Annotated in this window: 17 protein-coding genes and 1 tRNA gene; 7 read left to right on the top strand and 11 right to left on the bottom strand. The window is 69.0% G+C overall.

The annotated features are described in order from the left end of the window. Positions 1–22: 22 nt before the first annotated feature. Together NKJ07_RS17305 and NKJ07_RS17300 are read right to left on the bottom strand one after the other, a co-directional pair. Positions 23–265, bottom strand: coding sequence for a hypothetical protein (locus NKJ07_RS17305; RefSeq protein WP_318568037.1), 243 nt, complete (start codon positions 263–265; stop codon positions 23–25). Between the two features lie 598 nt (positions 266–863). After that, positions 864–936: transfer RNA gene (locus tag NKJ07_RS17300), tRNA-Pro, on the bottom strand. 143 nt (positions 937–1,079) lie between these two features. Between NKJ07_RS17300 and NKJ07_RS17295 the strand changes: the two genes are divergently transcribed. After that, positions 1,080–2,102 (top strand): hypothetical protein, encoded by a 1,023-nt coding sequence (locus tag NKJ07_RS17295; protein ID WP_318568036.1) that lies wholly within the window; start codon positions 1,080–1,082, stop codon positions 2,100–2,102. 88 nt (positions 2,103–2,190) lie between these two features. Here NKJ07_RS17295 and NKJ07_RS17290 read toward each other — a convergent pair whose 3' ends face one another. Next, positions 2,191–3,354 (bottom strand): Gfo/Idh/MocA family protein, encoded by a 1,164-nt coding sequence (locus tag NKJ07_RS17290; protein WP_318568035.1) that lies wholly within the window; start codon positions 3,352–3,354, stop codon positions 2,191–2,193. 90 nt (positions 3,355–3,444) lie between these two features. Beyond that, a complete protein-coding gene (locus tag NKJ07_RS17285) occupies positions 3,445–4,266 on the bottom strand; it encodes a glycosyltransferase family 2 protein (RefSeq protein ID WP_318568034.1) in 822 nt (273 codons plus the stop codon). A 303-nt stretch (positions 4,267–4,569) separates the two neighbouring features. On the opposite strand from NKJ07_RS17285, the gene NKJ07_RS17280 reads away from it, so the two are divergent. Next, positions 4,570–5,229 carry a CRISPR-associated protein Cas4 gene (locus NKJ07_RS17280; RefSeq protein ID WP_318568033.1) on the top strand — a complete coding sequence of 220 codons (660 nt, stop codon included), beginning with the start codon at positions 4,570–4,572 and terminating at the stop codon, positions 5,227–5,229. A 5-nt stretch (positions 5,230–5,234) separates the two neighbouring features. Here NKJ07_RS17280 and NKJ07_RS17275 read toward each other — a convergent pair whose 3' ends face one another. The 3 genes from NKJ07_RS17275 to NKJ07_RS17265 are packed head-to-tail and all read right to left on the bottom strand — an operon-like array spanning position 5,235 to position 6,653. Further along, positions 5,235–5,858: an L-threonylcarbamoyladenylate synthase gene (locus NKJ07_RS17275; RefSeq protein WP_318568032.1), complete on the bottom strand. Its 624-nt coding sequence runs from the start codon at positions 5,856–5,858 to the stop codon at positions 5,235–5,237. A gap of 26 nt (positions 5,859–5,884) precedes the next feature. Next, positions 5,885–6,394 (bottom strand): redoxin domain-containing protein, encoded by a 510-nt coding sequence (locus tag NKJ07_RS17270; RefSeq protein ID WP_318568031.1) that lies wholly within the window; start codon positions 6,392–6,394, stop codon positions 5,885–5,887. A 1-nt stretch (position 6,395) separates the two neighbouring features. After that, a complete protein-coding gene (locus tag NKJ07_RS17265) occupies positions 6,396–6,653 on the bottom strand; it encodes a glutathione S-transferase N-terminal domain-containing protein (RefSeq protein WP_318568030.1) in 258 nt (85 codons plus the stop codon). A 120-nt stretch (positions 6,654–6,773) separates the two neighbouring features. Here NKJ07_RS17265 and NKJ07_RS17260 point away from each other — a divergent pair, with 120 nt between their 5' ends. After that, positions 6,774–8,162, top strand: coding sequence for a hemolysin family protein (locus NKJ07_RS17260; protein ID WP_318568029.1), 1,389 nt, complete (start codon positions 6,774–6,776; stop codon positions 8,160–8,162). Positions 8,163–8,214: 52 nt separating this feature from the next. Then, positions 8,215–8,532, top strand: coding sequence for a DUF8066 domain-containing protein (locus NKJ07_RS17255; RefSeq protein ID WP_318568028.1), 318 nt, complete (start codon positions 8,215–8,217; stop codon positions 8,530–8,532). On the opposite strand, the gene NKJ07_RS17250 is transcribed toward NKJ07_RS17255, so the two are convergent. The 3 genes from NKJ07_RS17250 to NKJ07_RS17240 all read right to left on the bottom strand — a co-directional run bounded on the left by NKJ07_RS17250 (position 8,518) and on the right by NKJ07_RS17240 (position 11,783). Beyond that, complete coding sequence (locus NKJ07_RS17250; RefSeq protein WP_318568027.1) at positions 8,518–9,717, bottom strand: inorganic phosphate transporter; 1,200 nt, start codon at positions 9,715–9,717, stop codon at positions 8,518–8,520. The genes NKJ07_RS17255 and NKJ07_RS17250 overlap by 15 nt on opposite strands. Continuing rightward, entirely contained in the window at positions 9,718–9,888 is a 171-nt protein-coding gene (locus NKJ07_RS17245; RefSeq protein WP_318568026.1) for a DUF7859 family protein, read from the bottom strand. Positions 9,889–10,496: 608 nt separating this feature from the next. Next, positions 10,497–11,783, bottom strand: a complete 1,287-nt coding sequence (locus tag NKJ07_RS17240; RefSeq protein WP_318568025.1) for a Zn-dependent hydrolase — start codon at positions 11,781–11,783, stop codon at positions 10,497–10,499. A gap of 187 nt (positions 11,784–11,970) precedes the next feature. Here NKJ07_RS17240 and pyrE point away from each other — a divergent pair, with 187 nt between their 5' ends. The 3 genes from pyrE (at position 11,971) to NKJ07_RS17225 (ending at position 14,469) form a co-directional block, all read left to right on the top strand. Beyond that, positions 11,971–12,501, top strand: coding sequence for an orotate phosphoribosyltransferase (gene pyrE / locus NKJ07_RS17235; RefSeq protein WP_318568024.1), 531 nt, complete (start codon positions 11,971–11,973; stop codon positions 12,499–12,501). Between the two features lie 104 nt (positions 12,502–12,605). Next, on the top strand, positions 12,606–13,967 hold the full coding sequence (locus NKJ07_RS17230; RefSeq protein WP_318568023.1) for a dihydroorotase: 1,362 nt from the start codon (positions 12,606–12,608) through the stop codon (positions 13,965–13,967). A gap of 112 nt (positions 13,968–14,079) precedes the next feature. Next, positions 14,080–14,469 (top strand): hypothetical protein, encoded by a 390-nt coding sequence (locus tag NKJ07_RS17225; protein ID WP_318568022.1) that lies wholly within the window; start codon positions 14,080–14,082, stop codon positions 14,467–14,469. Between the two features lie 17 nt (positions 14,470–14,486). Here NKJ07_RS17225 and NKJ07_RS17220 read toward each other — a convergent pair whose 3' ends face one another. Next, a complete protein-coding gene (locus tag NKJ07_RS17220) occupies positions 14,487–15,899 on the bottom strand; it encodes a CapA family protein (protein ID WP_318568021.1) in 1,413 nt (470 codons plus the stop codon). Position 15,900: the final 1 nt, after the last annotated feature.

Genomic DNA, 15,900 nt, shown 5'->3' with positions numbered 1-15,900 from the left:
GGTCGCACGGCGCAGGCGACCGTTACGCCCAGCGTTCGAGACAGCGCGTCCGGCAGAAGACGAGTTCGTCGTCGGAGCGTCGTCGGATCCGACCCGCCGAGGTGTCGCTCATCGAGACGTAGTAATGGCGGCTGTCCAGTTCGACGCAGTCCCCACACGCCGCGCAGCTGTGTGTCGCGTCCGACCAGCGCACGCGACGGCCGACGTGGGTGATGCGCCACGGGTCCGAACGGTCCGGCGGGACGTCGCCGGCTTCGGGGATCATCTCGGCTCGCTCGTTCGGGGGGTACGCATAAATGTGGAACGAAACGGACCAAATATTGCGTTTCTGCCCGAATTATAGACACGTTCGTGTATCGAACCCGTCCGAGTTGCCGATGCCGGCACGGGCGTCGACCGACCGCGAGCGACGACCGGACGACTGGTGCCTTGACCGTCTCACGTTCCTCTTCTGAGAGACCGTACTGACCGCGACGATCGAAGCGAGTCGCGGGCCGACGACCGAACGGAGCGAAGCGGAGTGAGGGAGGAGTGCTTTTGATCCAGGTTTTACCGAGGGGTGGCGGAGTCAGCCCGCAGTGTAAAAGCTGGTGGAATGAGACCGCCCGGATTCGAACCTCGCCCAGACGTGCTCGCTCGCTGCGTTCGCTGTGCTTGACTGGACTGGTTCGACTCCTCTGCTGCTGTTTTTCCCCACGTTTTTGCGAGGAAGCGGAGCGACCGAGCGAAAAGTGGAATGGGACCGCCCGGATTCGAACTGGGCCGAGACCTCACTACGTTCGGCCTCGTCGAGTGCGAATCCGCAACTACTGTTTTTCCCCACCTTTTTGCGAGGAAGCGAAGCGACCGAGCAAAAAGTGGAATGGGACCGCCCGGATTCGAACCGGGGTCACGGGCACCCAAGGCCCGAAGTATACCAGGCTAACCCACGGTCCCGCACTCGAACCTGGGCCAGCGTGGGTGTAAAGCGTTTCGTTGCGCGGACGGGGGGACACACCAAGCTGCTCGGCCACCACAGAACGTCTCCGACACAGGAATGTAACACAAAATATGTATATCCAACTACACGGCTGTCGCTCATGGAACGTCGACCGTTCCTCGCTCTCCTCGCGACCGCGGTCGCCGGCTGTAACGCGACCAGCGACCCGGGGACGCAGACATCGCGGCCGACGGAGGCACCAACAGCGACGACGGCACCGAGCGACACGGCGACCACGACGCCGACCGACACCGCCACGTCGACGGCGACGGACGCTCCCACGGAGACGCCGACGTCGGAGGAACGGCGGGCACGGGAGGCGATCGCAGCGGTCGAATCGACCCTCGGTGCGGTGGTCGAACAGTACCGAGGGGACGCCGGAGAGACGATCCTCGCGACCGACGCCTCGTACACGGGGTTCGGCGATCGGAGCGTCCAGGCGGGCGTCTCGGAGGCGACGAGGGAGATCGAACGGGCCAGAGAGGCGGCAGTGACGGAGCGCCAAGCGGCGACCGTCGAGCGCCTCGCCACGACGAGGCGGTTCCTCGCGGCGGCCGCGGAGGTGCAGGTCGCGCTCCTCGGCGCGTACCGTCACCTGCAGGTCGCCCGCGACGCGTTCGCCGACACGGACGCCGGGGCCGCCGGGGCCGCGATCGACGAGATGGACACCGACCGGCGGATCGCCCGCGGACCGTACAGGACGATCGTCGAGGAGACGACCGCCGAGGCCACGGCCGCGCTCCCGGCGCTCGACGCGTCGACCTACCGCGGGAAGCGCGAGCAGTTCGACGCCGAGATGCGCGCGTTCGGCGCGCTACGCGGCCCGCTCGGGGAGTTCACGAACGGGGTCGGGAAGCTCGAATCGGCGCTCGCCCTCCGGCGGAACGGCTCGGCCGAACAGGCCGAACGGACGGCCCGAGCGGCTGCTCGACGCCTCGACAGCGCGTCGGCGTCGCTCGCGGCGTTCGCCGACGGCCTCGACACGCCGGCCGACTCGCTGGTCGAACCGAGCCGGGCGCTGAGCGATCTCGCGGCCGCGAAGGCGTCGGGGGCCCGTGACCGGTTCGAGCTGTCCGAGGAGGACGAGACGACCGGGACGGCGGAGAGCCGAACACGGGGCTGAAACGCCGGTTAGGACGGTCCTACCGACGCGACGCCGGCACCGTCGGTCTCGCCCGGCGACAGTCGACCGGCGATCGGCCGGGCTGCGATTAGACGCTGGGCGGCGCGGGGGAAGCGGGCGCGACGGTGAGGCTCCCGTCGGCGACCATCGATTCGAGCGGGTTGTCGTCGATCTCCAGGGGGAGGTCGACACGGCCCCGCCGACGGGCGGACTCCCAGCTGGCGAAGATGAGTTCCTCGGCCACGAGCGCCGCGTCGACGGAGAGTTCCGACGCCCGGTCCTCCCGGAGGGCAGTGACGACCTCCTCGATGGCCCGTTCCTCGTACGTGGTCGTGGTCAGCCGGTCGGCGAGTCCGGTCGAGAGCCTGCTCGCGATCGAAGTGACGAACGAGCGAACGCGCCCAGGGGAGGGGTTGTGGACGCCGTCGAGTCCGGTGTCGACGGTCGTCCAGTCCCCGCTGTCGGCGCGGAACCGCAATACGGCGTCGTCGCCACCGAGTTCGATCTCGCCCCCAGAACCGACCACTCGGAGCTGGCAGCCGACGAAGTCGGCGGCACGGCCGGTCGAGGCGAGCCCGTAGACGCCGTTTTCGTACCGCCACTGCGAGACGGCCTGGTTCTCGTTGTGGGTGCCGAAGAGGACGTTCTCCTCCGTGTAGTCGACGTTCGCCAGCACCCACTCGGCGGGCGAGCCGTCGGTGAGATAGCTGCAGATGTCGAAGAAGTGCGTCCCCATGTCGGACAGCGTCTCGGCACCGAACTCGACGCGCTGGACCGTCCCGATCGTCCCCCGATCGACGAGCGCCTTCATCCGGCGGACCGGGGTCCCGAAGCGCTTCTGGTGGTTGATCGTGAGCTGGACGCCCGCCGCCGCACAGACGCGGGCCATCTCCCGGGCGTCACCCCACGTCAGCGCGATAGGCTTCTCGCAGTGGATCGCCTTCACGACGCCGCTGCGGGCGGTGCCGATGACGAGTTCCGCGTGGACGGCCGGCGGCGTGCAGACGCTCACGATGTCGGGTTCCACCGCCGAGAGCATCTCCCGGTAGTCAGTGTAGACGCGGTCGGCGGGGATCCCGTGTGCGTCGGCGAACGCCGCGGCGTTCTCGCGGACGATGTCGGCACAGGCGATCAGTTCGCAATCGTTGAGCCGCTGATACCCCGGAGCGTGGCGGTACGCCATCGCGAAGCCGTCGGTGCTGGGGTTGTTCGGATCCGGACCCGTACCGATGAACGCGACGCTGAAGGTCATATCAGACGAAGAGTACAGCCGAAGAGGCATTAAACAAGCACTCACTAACCGTCTGTGGGGCCCAGGATCGACACCGCGGAGGGAGGTGGGTCACTCGGGCGAGATGCCGTCGGACTCCCGACGCGGGGGCGACGGTGACGCCGTGTCGGCGTCCGTCTCGGTCGACGGCGGTGTTCGAGGCACCGGCACATCGACCCGTCCGAGGAGTTGCGCGGCGAGGCGACGCGCCCGTCCGAACCTGACGACGAGTTCCGCGACAGTCTCGACCGGCTGCCGGCGGAGGACGTTCGTCGGCGCGCACCGCCACAGCCGCGTGCGAAGCGGGACGGCGTCGACCGCCCACCAGTCGGCGTCGGCCCTACCGTGGCGGTACGCTTTCGCCCAGTACTGGCGGATCGAGAAGGCGTAGTAGTGCTCGACGACCATGCTGGGCTCGTAGTAGATGTCGAAGTGTCGGCTGATGCGGCGGCCCAGTTCCGTCTCCTCGTGGCCGTGGAAGAACGCCTCGTTGAACCCACCGACGGCGTCGAGGACGCGCGTTCGCATGGCCATGTTGCAGCCGACGATGAGCTCCGTGTGCCGCCCCTCGTCGCCCTGGTCGTACCAGGGGAGCTGTTTGTACGTGATCGGTGCGTCCGCGGGCTGGAACACCCGCCCGGCGACGACGTCGTGGTCGTCGAGCGCCGCACTCGCCGCCCGCAGGTAGCCCGGCCGCGGCATCGAGTCGTCGTCGAGGAAGACGAGCTTCTCCGCGTTCGCCCGCTCGATCCCCGCGTTGCGCGCTTTCGACGCACCAGGGTCGGACCTGATGATCACCTCGTAGTCGTCGAAGTCCTGGCGCTCGAGGTACCGGAGACAGACGATCTCCGACTCGGGCTTGATCGTCGGGATGATGATGCTGAGTTCGACCATGCGGTGATCAGTGACGACGTACAGTTGGTCAGTTGAGGAGATATATGTTCCCGTGAGCGTCACTGTCGGGTGAGGGTCCGTCCGCCGTGTGAGCCGCGAACCGGGCCGAGGGGAGCGAAACGCGGCGTCCAGTGGAAGCGGAGGGGTCTCCGCGTCGACGGTGACGGGGGCTCCGACACGCCACGATCGAGTGACGTCGGCCGCGCTGGACCCGAATAGTAATCAATCAACCAAGGTTTCCGGTGCGAGAGGCCGACGGCGGGCCGAGGGTTCAAATCAGATCGGGCGGCCACCGTCTCGTGGATGCCGACGTTCACCGAACTCGGACGGGCGGCGTACTGCCCGCGGCAACTGTACTACGCCCGTCGGGACGGCGACGACGGGCCGCCCGCGGCGGCGCGCGCTCGCCAGCGACTCGCGTTTCGCTACGCCGAACTGCGCGACGCGAGCGATGCTGCGCTCCGTGCCGAACCCATCGAGCCGTCGCCCGCGGCGTACCGGGACGCGCTCGACCGACTGGCCGACCGGGACGACTGGGCCGCGCTCACCGACCCACGCGCCACGGACGTCCCGCTCACCGGGAAGGACTGCCGGGGGCGCGTCCACAAGCTCCTCGCGACCGACGAGGGGCCGACGCCGAGCCTGGTCTCGCCTGGGAGCCCGCCCGAACGGGGGGTGTGGGAGCCCCAGCGGGTCAAGGCGGTCGCGGCCGCGAAAGCGCTGTCGTGGGAGCGGAGCGAGCCGATCCCGACGGCGCGAGTCGAGTATCCGGCCCACGGGGTCGTCCGAACCGTGCGGTTGACGACGCGTGCCAAGGCGGCGTACCGACGCGCGCTCCGGGCCGTCCGGTCGCTCGACGGGCCGCCGCCGCGGCTCCGCGACACGGCGAAGTGTCGCGAGTGCGCCTACCGGGAACGCTGCGGCGTCCGAACGCGGTCGATGCGCTCGCTGCTCGGGCTGTGACTGTCCTACTCGCCGGCGGCGTCCTCGGCCAGCCACGCCTCGACCACGTCGCCCAGCGCGCCCCGGCGGTGGATCACCCCTCGTTCGGGGTCGACGACGGTGCTCCCGCCCCCGGGCGTCTCGCCGCCGTCGACGACGACGGCACACGCGTCGCGAACGCGTGCGGAGAGGTCCGCGACGCGGCGGACGCTCCCGGTCCCAGAGACGTTCGCGCTCGTCGCCGTCACGGGCGTCGGTGCGACCCGGCGCAGGAGGGCGAGCGCGAGGTCGTGATCGGGGATCCGGACGCCGACGCGGTCGCGGCCCGCGGTGAGGGCGTCGGGAAGCGACGGGTCGGCGGCGACGACGACCGTCACCGGCCCGGGGAGGAAGGCACGCATGAACCGCTCGTCGCGCGGCGTCAAGCGCGTGTACCGACGAGCGGTGTCTATGTCGGGGACACCGAGAGAGAGCGGCTTGTCGCGGTCGCGCCCCTTGCAGTCGAAGACGCGCTCGATCGCGTCGGCGCTCGACGCATCCGCGCCGAGGCCGTAGACGGTTTCGGTGGGGTAGACGACGAGGTCGCCGGCGGCGATGGCGCTCGCCGCGGCGTTGAGTCGGTCGGTGTCGTCGGCGTGGGTGTCGGTCACGGGTGTCTCCTCGGCGTCGGGCCGGCTCAGACGAGCGCCTCGATGGCGTCCTCGACCGCGTCGTAGTCGGGGAAGTCGGGCCACTCGCTGGCGACCCAGGCGTACGTCACGGTGCGGTCGCCGTCGAGGAGGAACACCGCCGGGCGTGGCTCTTCGACGCCCGTCATTCCGTCGAGCGGGTTGGGGATGCCGTACTCCCCGCCCACGCCGTTGGCGGGGTCGGAGAAGAGCCGGTAGTCCATCCCGCGTTCGTGGATGAACGTCTTGTGTTCGTACGGCGTGGAGATGGAGACGCCGACGACCGTCAGCGAATCGCCCCACGCGCGGTCGCGGATCTCGTTCCAGATGTACGTCGCCGGGAACGCGCCGTCCATCGGGTAGAAGACGAGACAGACCGGTCCCTCCTCGGTGAGGTCGGCGAGGGAGACGTCCTCCCAGTACTCGTCGGTCACCAGCGGCCGGGTGAAGTCGGGCGCGACCTCGCCCACGCCGACGTGGTCCGTCTCGGGGAGTGAGACGACCTCGAAGTCGACCATCCTACGATCCCTCCCCGTACGTCTTCTCGATGTAGTCGACGATGTTGGCGGACTCGGACATCGTCACGCCGGTGTTCTCGTCGACGAGGGCGGGAACGGTGCGCTTGCCCGAGATCCGTTTGACGACGTTCCGGTCGGCGTGCATCGGCTCGACGAACCGCGAGCGGTAGTCCAGGCCGTGTTCGTCGAGCGTGCGGACGACGCGCTCGCAGAACGGACACGCCTGCAGTCGGTACAGGGTGAGTGCCGGGTCGGTCATGCCCTCCGGTTGGACCGTCGCCGGCCTAAGCGTGTCGCCACCGGACGGTGTTGGGACGGCCGCGACACGACCGTCGATGGACAACTCTTAATTTCGCGCCCAGACAATGGGAGGTGTTGTATGGGTTTGTCGCTGCTCCAAACACCCACCGTCGTCCAGACCGCTCTCGGACAGTTGACCGACGTGGTGCCGCTCACCGACACGACCGTCACGGTCGCCGGAGCAGTGGCTATCGTCGTCCTGATCGGTCTCTCCGCGTTCTTCTCCTCCTCGGAGATCGCCATGTTCTCGCTCGCCAAACACCGCGTCGACAACATGGTCGAAGAGGGGGTTCCGGGTGCCGCGGCAGTCAAACAGCTGAAGGAGGACCCACACCGCCTCCTGGTGACGATCCTCGTCGGCAACAACCTCGTCAACATCGCGATGACCTCGATCGCCACGGGGCTGTTGGCGGTCCTCCTCGACAACCAGGGGCTGGCCGTCATCGCCTCGACGTTCGGGATCACCGCACTCGTCCTGCTGTTCGGTGAGAGCGCGCCCAAGTCGTACGCCGTCGAGAACACCGAGTCGTGGGCGCTCCGCATCGCGCGCCCCCTGAAGCTCTCGGAGTACCTCCTCTTTCCGCTCATCGTCGTCTTCGACTATCTCACCCGGCTCATCAACCGTGTCACCGGCGGGCGCTCCGCCATCGAGACGACGTACGTCACGCGGGACGAGATCCAGAACATGATCGAGACCGGGGAACGGGAGGGCGTCATCGAGGAGGACGAGCGCGAGATGCTCGACCGCATCTTCCGGTTCAACAACACCATCGCCAAGGAGGTGATGACGCCCAGACTCGACATGACCGCGGTCCCGAAGGACGCCACGCTCGACGAGGCCATCGAGACGTGCGTCCAGTCCGACCACGAGCGCGTGCCGGTGTACGACGGAAACCTCGACAACGTCATCGGCATCGTCAACATCCGCGACCTGGTCCGCGAGAAACATTACGGCGAGGGGACCGCGCGCCTGACCGACCTCGTCCACCCGACGCTGCACGTCCCCGAGTCGAAGAACGTCGACGAACTGCTCCAGGAGATCCAGAACGAGCGGATGCAGATGGTCGTCGTGATCGACGAGTTCGGCACGACCGAGGGGCTGATCACCATGGAGGACATGGTCGAGGAGATCGTCGGCGACATCCTGGAGGGCGACGAGGAGGAGCCGTTCGACTTCCGCGATGACGGCACGTGTCTCGTCCGCGGCGAGGTGAACATCGACGAGGTGAACGAGGTGCTCGACCTCGAACTCCCCGAGGGTGAGGAGTTCGAGACGCTCGCGGGCTTCATCTTCAACCGCGCCGGCCGCCTCGTCGAGGAGGGCGAGGAGATCGAGTACGACGGCGTCGTCATCCGCATCGAGCAGGTCGACAACACCCGCATCATGAAAGCGCGGGTCACGCAACTGCCCAACGACGACCCGGTCGAACGCGGTGACGACGAGACCGAAGCGGAAGTCGAGAGCTGAGCGCCGACCGAACGCGAACCGTTTTTGTGAGACCGCCGAGAGCCCCGAAGCGATGTCCGAGCCCTCCACCGACCCCGACGACCGCACCGAGCGACGGCTGAAACTCGCCGTCGTCGTGGTCGGGGCGTTCGTCCTCCTCTACGGCGTCGTCGTCACACAGCAGATACTCGCGGCGATCGTCCTCCTCGTCTGGCTGTTCGTCGTCTATCTCGTCTGGCGGTTCGTCCGCGCCCACGAACGGCTCGCCGACGCCGCCACCCGGGTGGCCGACGCCGAGACGGCGGACGCGCTGTCGACGAGGGGAGAGCGCGAGGAGACAGTCACGGCGGGGGACCCGACGGACGAGAGCGTCGACTCAGCCGAGGAGTGAGTCGATCGCGGTGAACGCACCGTAGCCGAGTCCGAACGCGAGCGCGAGCGAGCCGAGCCACGCCAAGACTGTGTACCCCATCTTCGACGCGCTGACGCCACCGCCGCCCTCGTTCGCGGCGGCGTAGCCCGATCCGATGATCGCGCTGACGATGATCTCGTTGAACGAGACGGGGATACCGAACGCGACGGCGGTCTGTGCGATCGCGAACGAGGGGATCATGGCGGCGATGGAGCGTCTGGGACCGAGCGAGGAGTAGTCCTGCGCGAGCGCCTTGATCATGCGCGGCGCGCCCGTCCACGATCCCGCGAGGAGGCCGAGCCCGCCACCGGCGAGCACCGCAGGAAGGGGAACAGCGAACTCGCCCAGCAGGGGGACGAGCGGCCCGATGGCGAGGCCGACCTGTGACCCCCCCGCCGAGAAGGCGACCAGCCCACCGAGCACGAGGAGGAACCGGCGCTGGCCGCGTGCGGCGTTGTTCCGCATCTCCGCGGCGAGCGCGGCCACGACGACCGCCGACAGCGCGACCGTCACGGCGAGTCGGGCGGCGAGCGGAGACGCCGGAACGACGCCGGTCCGGGCGACCGCGCCGGCGATCGACCCGCTCCCGTCGGGGCCCGGGAGAACCGCGAACTCGATGTTGGTGACGATCCCGCCGACGATGCCGGCGAGGAGGGGGACGGCGACCCGCTCGGGGACGCCCTCGTTCCGCAGGAGCCGGGCCGTGGCGTAGGCGATGCCGCCGCCGACGAACGGCGTGAGCACCCAGAGCGTCCCGATCTCGCGGTATTTCGCCCACGCGGGGTCGCCGCCGAGCGCGAGGCCGACGCCGACGACCGCGCCGGTGACGGTGAAGGCGGTCGCGATCGGATAACCGGCGAAGACGCCGATGGCGACCAGGACGGCGGCGACCAGTAGCGCGACGATGGCGGCGGTCGCCGTGAGCGTCGCGCCCGCGATGAGTTCGGTCCCGACCGCTTCGGTGACGTTTGCTCCCTGCAGGACGGCCCCGAGAAAGCCCAGCACGCCGACGACGAAGCCCGCCCGCATCACGGAGATGGCGTTCGCCCCGACCGCCGCGGCGAACGGTGTCGACCCCGACGAGCCCGCGCCGATGGACCACGCCATGAACAGCGAGGCGAGCGCGGCGACGACGAACGTCGCGATGGTCGCTGTCGCGACCATCTACTTCCCGCGGTAGGCGTCTTCGTAGCCGTCGCGAAGGTTCATGAGCGTCCGGCGGACGTAGAGGTAACCGAAGAACACGGTGAGGAGTAGCCCGAGCACGAGCGCGACCAGGATCGGGTCGTTCGTGAGCGTGTCGACGACTCCGATCGCGGGTGCGACGGGGAGCATGCACGGCGCTATCCGCGGCGCGGGTAAAGCCGTTTCGGGGTCGGCGTCCGGACGGCGCGGTGCGTCGGACGACGAGCGCGTCCACCAGTCCGCTAGCCGTGGAACACTCGTCAAAACTAACAGATGTAAATATATAACAGAATTCGTATTATTGGTCGTGGGGTGTGATCTCCCCGGCGTTCCGACACGGAGGAGTCGCACGCGATGGCCGGCGCGACGACGACAAGCCGGCGGCGGCGTCGGGAACCGATCCGCGGCGGTTCGGAGATCCACTCGTCCGTACCCTGTCGACCGTGATCCGGACCGAGGCGGCGACGCCCGATACTGGCGTCTCGGGGAGGGGAGACCGGCGACCGCCCGACCCGATCGCCATCCGACTCGGGAGACGGGACCGGATCACGTATTCCGACGGGACTTTAGTAATATTTCTTATATATTTTCATAAATAGCAGAAAAAATATATTTTTGGCGCTCGGCCGCACCGGGTGAGTGGGATCGTCGACCAGCGAGCCACGGAGGCGACCGGTGAGCGCCGTCGCTGACCCGCGCGTGAGAGCGGACGCAGGTCGGCGGGAGCAGGTCACCGTCGTCCGACAGCGACAGCGCGGTCAGTCGTTCGACTCGGGTTCGGCGATCGGGGACTCGCCGGCGGTCGGGTCGCCGAGGAGCGCGTGCGTCAGGACCGTCGTCGCGTCGCGGATGGCGTCGTCGGGCGTCGCCTCGTTCGGGTTGTGGCTGACGCCGTCGACGCTCGGCACGAACAGCATACCCGTCGGGATCCCCCGGTGCTGGAAGTTCATCGCGTCGTGGCCGCCCCCGCTGGGGAGCCGCCGGTACGGCACCGCGAGGTCGTCGGCGACGGACGCGAGCGTCCCGGTCGTCGACGGGTCCAGTTCCACCGGATCGGACCGATCGACGAGCGACAGGTCGAGGTCGAGGTCGCGGCGGTCGGCGACGGCTTCGAGCCGGTCGAGCAGGGTCGCTTCGACCTCGTCGCGGTGCGATCGGTCGGTGCTCCTGACGTCGATCGGAAAGGTGACCCGGCCACAGACCTTGTTGATCGCCCCGCCGTCGGCGGTGATGTCACCCACGGTCGCGACGAGGTCGCCCGACCCGGCGGCGGTGTCCCCGACGCGCTCGACGGTCGTGATCATCTCGGCCGCGCCGGCGATGGCGTCGCGGCGCATCCCCATCGGCGTTGCGCCCGAGTGGTCGGAGTCACCCTCGACGGTCACCCGGTAGCGGACCGGCGCCCGGATGCTCGTGACGACCCCGACGTGCTCGTCCTGTTCGTCGAGGACCCGTCCCTGTTCGATGTGCGTCTCGAGGAAACACGCGATCCGGTCGAGGTCGATCGTCGGCCGGTCGAGGTCCCGCGGCTGGAGGTTCTGGTCCTGCATCGCCTGCCACAGCGGGACGCTGCTCTGGTCGGTCGCCGAGAAGTCCTCGACCGTGAGTTGACCCAGCGCCCCCCGGCTCCCGATGGCCCACTGCCCGAACCGGGTCGACTCCTCCGCCCGGAGGACCGCGAGCGTCGGCGACACGGGCGGCTCGCCGACCGCCAGGGCGACCTCGATCGCTTCGAGCGCCATCACGACGCCGAGCGCGCCGTCGAGACGGCCGCCGTTGAACACGGAGTCGAGGTGGCTGCCGAGGTAGACGGCGCGGTCGGCCGCCGGGTCGGTGTCGGCGAAGACGTTCCCGATCGAGTCCGTCCGGACGGTGAACCGCTCGTCGAGTTCGCCCAGCACGTACTCGATGGCGGCGGTCTCCTCGTCGCTGTACGCGAGCCGTGTGACACCGCCGTCGTCGGTGCGGCCGATCTCCCAGATCGCGTCCAGGCGTCGCTGGATCCGGTCGAGACTCACCTCGGCGGCGACGTCCGCGTCACTCATGACCCCTCGCGGGCCCGGACCGTGATCTCGGCGCTGTGTGTACTGGTGGCACGATCATACGCACCGAACGACCCGGGGGTACAAAAACGATACGACGGCTCCGGATGCCGGAACGGCAAGCGCCCCGCCGGTGAAGCCACGTGCGCGCACCAGAACACTTTTTTGTTCCTGCCGGGTCGTAACCGCAATGTCCGACATCGCGACGCTCATCCAAGAGGTCGGGGCGGTAAAGAAGGGGAAGTTCAAGCTCTCGAACGGGTCGCTGACCGACTACTACGTCGACAAGTACGTCTTCGAGACCCATCCCGAGGTGCTGGACGTGATCGCCGAGGAGATCGCCGACCGACTCTCCTCGTCCGACATCGACGTGATCGCGGGCCCCGAACTCGGTGCCGTCCCGCTGGTGACGGCGGTGTCGCTCCGGACCGGGATCCCGAGTGCGTACATCCGAAAGGGCGAGAAACACTACGGGACACAGGCCCGGATCGAGGGAGACATCCAGAAGGGGATGACCGTCGCCGTCATCGAGGACGTCACCACGACCGGGGCGACCTGCCTCGAGACGATGTCGCTCATCGAGGAGGTCGGCGGCGTCGTCGAGCGGATCATCGTCGTGGTCGACCGCAACGCCGAGGCGATCGCGAACGTCGCCGACGCCGGCTACGAACTCGAGTACCTCACCCAGGTCGGCGAGGACCTCGACATCGGCTCCCCCTGAGCGACGTCACCCGGTCGGTCGTCGGCCCGTCGGTCGTCGCCAAGAGCGTCGTGTCGCCCCGACGATGCACACACCTTTTTATTCGCGCCCCCGACCGAACGGGCATGCCTGCGATCGATCTCCGCGTCGAAGGCGGCCGCGTCGTCCTCGACGGCGCGGTCCGCGCGGTAACGCTCGGCGTGACTGACGGCCGCGTGAGCCACGTCGTCGATCCGACCGCCGACCTGCCGGCCGAATCGGTGTGCTCGCTCGACGGCGAACTCGTCCTCCCGGGGCTCGTCGACGGCCACGTCCACTTCCGCGAACCGGGCTACGTCGAGAAGGAAGGGATCGCCTCCGGCACCGCGGCGGCCGTGGCCGGCGGCGTGACGACCGTCGTCGAGATGCCGAACACGACGCCCCCCGTACTGACCGTCGACGAGTACGAACGGAAGGCGGCGCTGTTCGACGAGAAGTCGCGGGTCGACTACGCGCTCTTCGGGGCGATCACGGACGAAAACCTCGGGACGGGCGACATCGCCGCGCTGGCTGATGCGGGCGTCACCGCGTTCAAGACGTTCATGGCGACGAGCTTCGGCCCGCTCCTCGTCGACGACAAGGGCGACCTCTACCGGGCGCTCGAGGAAGTCGCCGACACCGGCCTCCCGATCTACCTCCACGCCGAAGACCAGGAGTATCTCGACCTGTTCGGTCCCCGGGCGCCCGAGCGGAGCGAGGGGATGGCGGCCTTCTTCCACTCCCGGCCGCCGATCACGGAGACGACTGCCGTCGCCGACGTGGTCGACGTCGTCCGGGAGACGGGAGCCGAGACGGTCGTCGCGCACACGACGACTGCCGCGTCGCTCGACCGGATCGCCGCCGCGCGCGCCGATGGCCTCCCGATCCACGCGGAGGTGACCCCGTACCACCTCGCGTTCGACCGCGCGATCGTCGAGGAACTGGGGACCCACGCCATCGGGACTCCGCCGGTGAGAGACGCCGCGACCCGCGAAGCACTATGGGACCGGGTGGCCGCCGGCGACGTCCACCTGTTCGGGAGCGACCACGCGCCCCATCGGCTCGAAGAGAAGGACCGCGCGCCGCTCGACGTCGCCCCTGGCATGCCACAGCTCGAAACGGCGCTCCCCTCGTTGCTCGACGCGGTCGCCCGGGGGCGGCTCTCCCTGCCGCGGCTCGTCGACCGCTACGCCTCCCGGCCGGCGAAGATCCACGGTCTCTACCCCCGCAAGGGGACGCTACAGGTCGGTGCAGACGCCGACTTCGTCGTCGTCGACCCCGACGCGGAGTGGACAGTCGAGGCGGCGGCGTTCGAGTCGAGAGGGGCGTACAGTCCCTTCGACGGCCGAACCCTCCGCGGCCGGCCGGTCGCGACGTACCAGCGTGGCGTCCAGGTCGCCGCCGACGGCCGGGCGCTCGCCGACCCCGGCGACGGCCGGGGGTACGGACCCGCCGACGGGGACGCGTGACGGAGACGGAACCGTCGACCGTCCGCTCCTGTGAGAGACGGAGTCGTTCCGAGCGCACCCTGCCAGAACCTACCAAAGTTTGATAACTACGGGGGTGCAAGGAAGAGTCTCCATGGAAACGACGCTCACCGCGCGCGCGATCGACCGGCTGACCGAGGACGACCCCTCGTACCGAGAGCTCCTCGAACTCTACCGGAGCCTCCGGACGGAGCCGGGGACGACCCATCACGAGGACGTCGCACAGTTCGCCCTCGCACAGCTCGTCGGGGAGTTCGTCGACTACCTGGACCTCGTGGGGTCGGAGTTCGAGAAGACGATCGGACTCACCCGGGGCCAAGAGCGGAAACGTCTGCTCGGTGAGCTGTCCCCGCCGACCGGTGAGGAGCCGCTCGAACGCGTCGCCGACCTCGTCCAGCAGTGGCGAGAGGTCGAACGGTACACGCACGAAGAGATCGTCGAGAGCCTCGCGGTCGAGGTCCCGGAGTCACAGCTCGACGCCTGACGCGCGACTCGGGTCGCCTACGCGACGAGGTCGACGTCGAGGACGCCGACGCCGTCGGTGACGGTGATCGACGTGCCGAAGGGTTCCGACGCCGCCTCGATCTCGTCGATGATCTCGGCCGCCTCCGTGCCCGTCGCGACCACCGGGACGCCGCGCTGGGACCGGGGCTGGTTGCGCTGGAGGGTGACCGGGTGGAGTTCGACCCGGTCGAGGTCGCCGCCCGCGAACACGCACCGGGGGACGATCGTCTGCCAGAACCGGCGGTTGGCGAGGTCGCCGGTGGGCTGGCCCTGGTCGTCGTACAGCCGCTGGTCGAACACGTCCGAGACGCGCGTCGGGTCGTCGAGCCCGTAGCGCCGGTAGCTCTCGGGGGGGAGTCGGGAGACGGTCTCGTTCTGCACGACGAAGTTCCCCAGCGAATAAAACACCGGGGCGCCGCGGTACAGTTCGACGCCGCGGCAGACGTGTGGGCCGTGGCCGACGACGACGTCCGCTCCCGCGTCGACACACCGATGGGCGACGTCGACCAGGAAGTCGGGGGTTTCGACGGTCGTCTGCCGGCCGCCAGCACCTTGATGGGTGTGGATCGACGCGACGACCCAGTCGGCGTTCGCGTCCGCCTCGGCCACGTCAGCGGTCAACGACTCGACGTCGGCGTCGGAGACGACGTACGTCGGCCCTTCCGCCTCCCTGGAGCCGTCCGCCTCATCGGCGGGGACGAACTTCATATCGCCGAAGTGGAAGTAGGAGGGGTCGTTCCAGTCGTGGTTGTAGTAGATGCCGCGGTCGAGCCAGGCGCGCTTGATCGCCTCGATCCCGGCGGCCTCGCTCACCTCGCGTAGCGCGTCAAGGCGGTCGGGCGCGAGCCGATAGATACGCTCGACCCCCAGCGGGTTCAGCCCGGGGCGGCCGCGCATCGCGGCCGTCCGCTTGCCCGCGACGGCCGCCGGCTGGTAGCTGGTACAGACGCTCACCAGCCCCACCCGTCCACCCGGGGTGTCGAGATACCCCGGCTCGCGGGCCTCGAACCGGTTCCGTCCGATGCCGGCGTAGACCAGGTCCCGCTCTCTGAGCGCAGCGAGGGTCCGTTCGACCCCGCCCTCGCCGTAGTCGTAGGTGTGGTTCGTCGCCGCGGGAAAGAGGTCGACGCCAGCGGCGGCGAGGTCGTCCAGCACCGCCGGCGGCGCTCGCATGTACGTCCCGCCGCTCGCGGCCGCCGGTGCTGGCTCGTAGTCGTGGACGATGACTTCGAGGTTCGTCGCCGTCGCGTCCGCCTCCCGGAGCAGCGCGAGGAGGTCGTCGAACCGGTCCGTGGTCCCCTCGTAGGGTGCCAGTCGGCGGGTCAGGATGGCGTCGCCGGTCGCCACGAACGAGAAGGTGTCGTCGACGTGGACCGGTCGGCCCTCGTCGGGCGTCGCTGCGTCCGGCATC

Source organism: Salinigranum marinum (assembly GCF_024228675.1).
In the GTDB taxonomy this organism is placed as follows: Archaea; Halobacteriota; Halobacteria; order Halobacteriales; family Haloferacaceae; genus Salinigranum; species Salinigranum marinum.
This window is presented reverse-complemented; position numbering and strand designations above follow the sequence as displayed.

What these genes read in the sequence shown, in the direction of transcription:
- NKJ07_RS17305 (WP_318568037.1), bottom strand. Translation starts at nt 265, where the DNA reads ATGATCCCCGAAGCCGGCGACGTCCCGCCGGACCGTTCGGACCCGTGG.
- NKJ07_RS17295 (WP_318568036.1), top strand. Translation starts at nt 1,080, where the DNA reads ATGGAACGTCGACCGTTCCTCGCTCTCCTCGCGACCGCGGTCGCCGGC.
- NKJ07_RS17290 (WP_318568035.1), bottom strand. Translation starts at nt 3,354, where the DNA reads ATGACCTTCAGCGTCGCGTTCATCGGTACGGGTCCGGATCCGAACAAC.
- NKJ07_RS17285 (WP_318568034.1), bottom strand. Translation starts at nt 4,266, where the DNA reads ATGGTCGAACTCAGCATCATCATCCCGACGATCAAGCCCGAGTCGGAG.
- NKJ07_RS17280 (WP_318568033.1), top strand. Translation starts at nt 4,570, where the DNA reads ATGCCGACGTTCACCGAACTCGGACGGGCGGCGTACTGCCCGCGGCAA.
- NKJ07_RS17270 (WP_318568031.1), bottom strand. Translation starts at nt 6,394, where the DNA reads ATGGTCGACTTCGAGGTCGTCTCACTCCCCGAGACGGACCACGTCGGC.
- NKJ07_RS17265 (WP_318568030.1), bottom strand. Translation starts at nt 6,653, where the DNA reads ATGACCGACCCGGCACTCACCCTGTACCGACTGCAGGCGTGTCCGTTC.
- NKJ07_RS17260 (WP_318568029.1), top strand. Translation starts at nt 6,774, where the DNA reads ATGGGTTTGTCGCTGCTCCAAACACCCACCGTCGTCCAGACCGCTCTC.
- NKJ07_RS17255 (WP_318568028.1), top strand. Translation starts at nt 8,215, where the DNA reads ATGTCCGAGCCCTCCACCGACCCCGACGACCGCACCGAGCGACGGCTG.
- NKJ07_RS17250 (WP_318568027.1), bottom strand. Translation starts at nt 9,717, where the DNA reads ATGGTCGCGACAGCGACCATCGCGACGTTCGTCGTCGCCGCGCTCGCC.
- NKJ07_RS17245 (WP_318568026.1), bottom strand. Translation starts at nt 9,888, where the DNA reads ATGCTCCCCGTCGCACCCGCGATCGGAGTCGTCGACACGCTCACGAAC.
- NKJ07_RS17240 (WP_318568025.1), bottom strand. Translation starts at nt 11,783, where the DNA reads ATGAGTGACGCGGACGTCGCCGCCGAGGTGAGTCTCGACCGGATCCAG.
- pyrE (WP_318568024.1), top strand. Translation starts at nt 11,971, where the DNA reads ATGTCCGACATCGCGACGCTCATCCAAGAGGTCGGGGCGGTAAAGAAG.
- NKJ07_RS17230 (WP_318568023.1), top strand. Translation starts at nt 12,606, where the DNA reads ATGCCTGCGATCGATCTCCGCGTCGAAGGCGGCCGCGTCGTCCTCGAC.
- NKJ07_RS17225 (WP_318568022.1), top strand. Translation starts at nt 14,080, where the DNA reads ATGGAAACGACGCTCACCGCGCGCGCGATCGACCGGCTGACCGAGGAC.
- NKJ07_RS17220 (WP_318568021.1), bottom strand. Translation starts at nt 15,899, where the DNA reads ATGCCGGACGCAGCGACGCCCGACGAGGGCCGACCGGTCCACGTCGAC.